The sequence below is a fragment of the Leuconostoc sp. BM2 genome, assembly GCF_002095565.1.
Classification (GTDB): domain Bacteria; phylum Bacillota; class Bacilli; order Lactobacillales; family Lactobacillaceae; genus Leuconostoc; species Leuconostoc falkenbergense.
Genome location: NZ_MOWQ01000067.1, coordinates 1 through 3,944, shown reverse-complemented (window position 1 = coordinate 3,944; position 3,944 = coordinate 1). Strand labels below are relative to the sequence as shown.

Annotated in this window: 3 protein-coding genes, 2 pseudogenes and 1 riboswitch; of the genes and pseudogenes, 1 reads left to right on the top strand and 4 read right to left on the bottom strand. The window is 40.2% G+C overall.

All coding sequences use genetic code 11. The annotated features are described in order from the left end of the window. Positions 1-112 (top strand): annotated as a pseudogene (locus tag BMG01_RS11075) (IS30 family transposase); the annotation flags it as partial. A gap of 54 nt (positions 113-166) precedes the next feature. On the opposite strand, the gene BMG01_RS10150 reads toward BMG01_RS11075, so the two are convergent. The 4 genes and pseudogenes from BMG01_RS10150 to BMG01_RS11070 form a co-directional block, all read right to left on the bottom strand. Further along, positions 167-1,087 carry a YdcF family protein gene (locus tag BMG01_RS10150; RefSeq protein ID WP_143470298.1) on the bottom strand — a complete coding sequence of 307 codons (921 nt, stop codon included), beginning with the start codon at positions 1,085-1,087 and terminating at the stop codon, positions 167-169. A gap of 174 nt (positions 1,088-1,261) precedes the next feature. Beyond that, entirely contained in the window at positions 1,262-2,359 is a 1,098-nt protein-coding gene (locus BMG01_RS10145; protein ID WP_004910649.1) for an aspartate-semialdehyde dehydrogenase, read from the bottom strand. Between the two features lie 9 nt (positions 2,360-2,368). Then, positions 2,369-3,481 carry an alanine racemase gene (gene alr / locus BMG01_RS10140; protein WP_004910652.1) on the bottom strand — a complete coding sequence of 371 codons (1,113 nt, stop codon included), beginning with the start codon at positions 3,479-3,481 and terminating at the stop codon, positions 2,369-2,371. 109 nt (positions 3,482-3,590) lie between these two features. After that, positions 3,591-3,758, bottom strand: a riboswitch (Lysine riboswitch). A 74-nt stretch (positions 3,759-3,832) separates the two neighbouring features. Beyond that, a pseudogene (locus BMG01_RS11070) lies at positions 3,833-3,944 on the bottom strand (IS30 family transposase); the annotation flags it as partial.

Below are 3,944 nucleotides of genomic sequence, written 5' to 3'. Positions count from 1 at the left end.
TAGCGCCAAAGAATTAGATCAAATTAATCATTGGATCAATGCGAGACCAATGAAAACACTCAACTGGCAATCACCACGAAAGGTTTTTCAGCAGTTTGCAGTGTTCGGTTAATTCTTGCAATCTACCAATAACATATCATACTTTTATAACGATTGTATATATTTTTTATCTAAAAACTATGGTAACAACTGCTACTGCTACAAAAAACAAAAGACTGCCCCAAATTATCTGTGCTTTCTTTTTAATATTCATCACACCAGAAAATTCACGCAAAAAAGCAATAATCCGGTATGGAAAAGGACTCTTACCACCACGCCCATTAGCAGTTACCTTTTGCTGTTGTGCTAATGTTGCACCTCGCAAAATGTGATAGTCACTACTATAAAAAGTAAAAGGTGTGTGTAACATTTCTGATGAATTTCTGATATTTTCAAACGTATTGCGTGATTGATCTTCAAGCATTGTCTTTTCAATTGGTACGTGCAACTCTTTTACTGCATAATCTCGCATTGCTTGAGCTTCGGAAACGAGTTCATCTTCACCTTGTCCACCTGAAAAAACAATCATCGGGTAAGGTGTCATTTGATTAGCATCCTTCACCGCCGCTTTAATGCGTTGACTCACAATGCGACCAACAAAATAGCCATCAACCAATCCGCCCCCTAACACCACTAATGGTCCTATTTCAGGACGCTTGATAACAAAACCGTAAATTATACTCGTAATGAAAAAGCGCAAAAATTGCCATAACACAAATAAAGCCAACCATGAAATAACACCACGCAATTGCCAGATATCTGATGGCAGCCATTGTGGTAAATAAATAGAGACATTAAGCACAACATAAAAAATAATCATGCCAGACAAAACCATATTAGCAAACGTGTGTCCCGACTGATGCCACTTTTTATAGCTATAAAACAGCAAAACTAATAAGAGACTTAACCCTAAAAAATCACCAATCATGCCAACTATCAATGCAACATGATAAACGACATTATTATCAGGCCGAAAAAGTGTATACATGAAATACCCAAACACAGCCAACATAAAAAGCACGTAAGCGCCAACTTGTAAAGAAGCCACATTCGTCCTGATTTGGTAATTCAGCAATATAGCCAAACTAAAAAATACGATGATTATAATGATTTCATTGATTATCATGCCTTAATTGTAACACGTCACCAACACTGATATTGTATGATCTTATCTTTGCAAAAAAAGTGAATGATAATAAAAAAGCGCTTAGTAGCACTTTTTTTATTTTGTCACTGGAAACTTATCAGACGCACCCTGTGGCACCCTAACTAAGTTGAGTGCAACAAGACGCTCTGCAATTTGAACAGTATTCCATGCAGCACCTTTTAGCAGGTTGTCTGACACGACCCACATGTGGAAACTATCATCATTTTCCAAATCAGGACGCACGCGACCAACAAATGTTTCACGCTTACCAGCTGCATTAACTGGCTGTGGGTATAATTGTTCTGCTGGATTATCTTCTAGCACAACACCAGCGGCTGAACGTAAAGCTGCTTGAATGCTAGCCGTTGTCGCCCCAGCGCCGTCATTAGTTTCAAAATAAACCGTTTCTCCATGTCCAATGGGTACCGGTACGCGTACAGCTGTACCTGTTACTTTGACAGCTTTAGAATTTTTGTCACCAAACATGATTTTCTTAGTTTCATGGATCATTTTCCATTCTTCATGTGTATAACCATCATCTTCAAAAACGTCAATTTGTGGTAATAAATTATAAGCCAAAGGATAGTGGTGTTGCGCTCCCTTGACTGGTAAAATGTTGGCGTGAACTGGTTCACCAGCATTATAAGCCGTTGTCTCTGCCACCAATTCATTCCAAGCAGACTGACCAGCACCTGATGCAGCCTGATATGTTGATACTATCACACGCTTCAAGCCGAATTGTTGTTTAATGGGTGCTAATGCGACTACCATTTGAATGGTCGAGCAATTAGGATTTGCGATAATGCCGTTATGTGATGATAATGCGCTTTCATTAACTTCAGGAACAACAAGTGGCACATCATCGTTCATGCGCCAATAGCTCGAGTTGTCAACTACCACTGCCCCGCGTTTAACCGCTTCTGGCGCATATTGAGCTGAGACTGAACCACCACCACTTGCCAAAACCAAATCAATACCATCAAAGCTGTCTGGCGTGGTCGCTTCAACAGTAATTTTTTCACCTTTAAATTCTAATTGTTTACCTGCTGAACGTGGTGAAGCCAATAATTTCAAAGAATTTACTGGTATTGTTGACTGTTCCAGTTGTTCAATGAGTCTCGTCCCCACAGCACCCGTGGCACCCAAAATAGCGACATTATATGCTTTTGTCATGATTTTCTCCTAATCTACTAAAATACGATGTATCCGTTCATGGAAACCTGTGGTGATTTCCCACGGTGCTAATTTGGCATATTGCGCCACATCTTCTACCGTGTTTTCTAAATCACCGTCCACGCCGATAAATGTTACTGTTGTGCCAAGTGGATATTCATGCGGTAGGCGAATCATCAGCTGATCCATGGCAATTTGTCCTACAATTGGTACATATTGTCCGTCAACAATCACATTAAAACCAGTTAATGAACGTAACCACCCATCCCCATAACCAATTGGAACTGTCCCAATCCATTCGTCTTCAGACGTGGTATAAATATGAGAGTAACTAATGCCTTCTCCAGCCGGTAATTTTTTAACAAAATTCATCTGACTACGTAATGATAATACAGGCATCAAGTCATGACCATCAGCTAACTCACCACGAGATGGTTCAATACCGTAAATCACAGTACCAACTCGAATAACTTCATGTGGTACTTCATTTGGATGATACAGTGCTGCACCAGAATTCGCTACATGATAATACTCAGGCTTTGGTAAACCGTCGGTCAAAGCATGCCAACGTTTGAGCTGCTTCTCAAAATAGCGTGTGTCAGATGAATCGGATTCAGCAAAATGGGTGCACAAACCGACATATTCGAATTTATCTGCATGTGCCTGTACAAAAGCAATTGCTTCGGCCACTTCAGAACGTTCTCGAAAACCAATGCGCCCCATTCCCGTATCTAGTCCCAAAGTTACTGGTAAACGCTGTTCACCACTCAAGTGTTGTTCTGCTGTTTTCAGCCAATCTATCGAGACAACTGTCGCCATAATATGTTGTACAGCCATTAATTCGGCATACTCCGCTGGTGAAATACCTAGAATCAGAATAGGGACTGTCAAACGTTGGTGTCGTAGCGCTAACGCTTCATCAATGATAGCAACAGCAAGACCGTACACACCACCAGCCACGGCAGCTTCAGCCATTGTATGCAAGCCGTGACCATAACCATTTGATTTTACAGCTAGAAAAACTTTATCCGCACCAGAAGTGGCTTTAACCACTTCAATGTTATTTTTAACTGCAGCCAAAGAAATTGTCATCTCAGTTGGTCTTGTAATTGCTTCTACCATCAGTCCCTTTAGGTACGTCCATTAAATCAATGTCGCACACTTGCCTTTCTATATAGAAAAAATCCACAGCACACAAACTAGTAGCCATGGATTCCAATTAAATTGCAATCAACCACATAGCACTCCGCTTGCGCGACAGTCCGCCAGTTATTGACTAACGACCCAGCTAACTAACCTTACAGTACTAGTGCTTCGGCTATTTCCCCTTTGACTTGCTTCCTCGTATCTGTAAATACTCCACAAGCTACTGATGTCAATAGCAACCTCTATGATTTTTAAATTGTTATTATTGTATTCTAATTTTTCTTATTTGTCAAATAACTGATTTTAAATTACGGTAGATTGCAAGAATTAACCGAACACTGCAAACTGCTGAAAAACCTTTCGTGGTGATTGCCAGTTGAGTGTTTTCATTGGTCTCGCATTGATCCAATGATTAATTTGATCTAATTCTTTGGCGCTA

Bases quoted from the DNA above. Each gene is read 5' to 3' on its own strand.
- BMG01_RS10145 (WP_004910649.1), bottom strand. From the start codon at position 2,359: ATGACAAAAGCATATAATGTCGCTATTTTGGGTGCCACGGGTGCTGTG.
- alr (WP_004910652.1), bottom strand. From the start codon at position 3,481: ATGGTAGAAGCAATTACAAGACCAACTGAGATGACAATTTCTTTGGCT.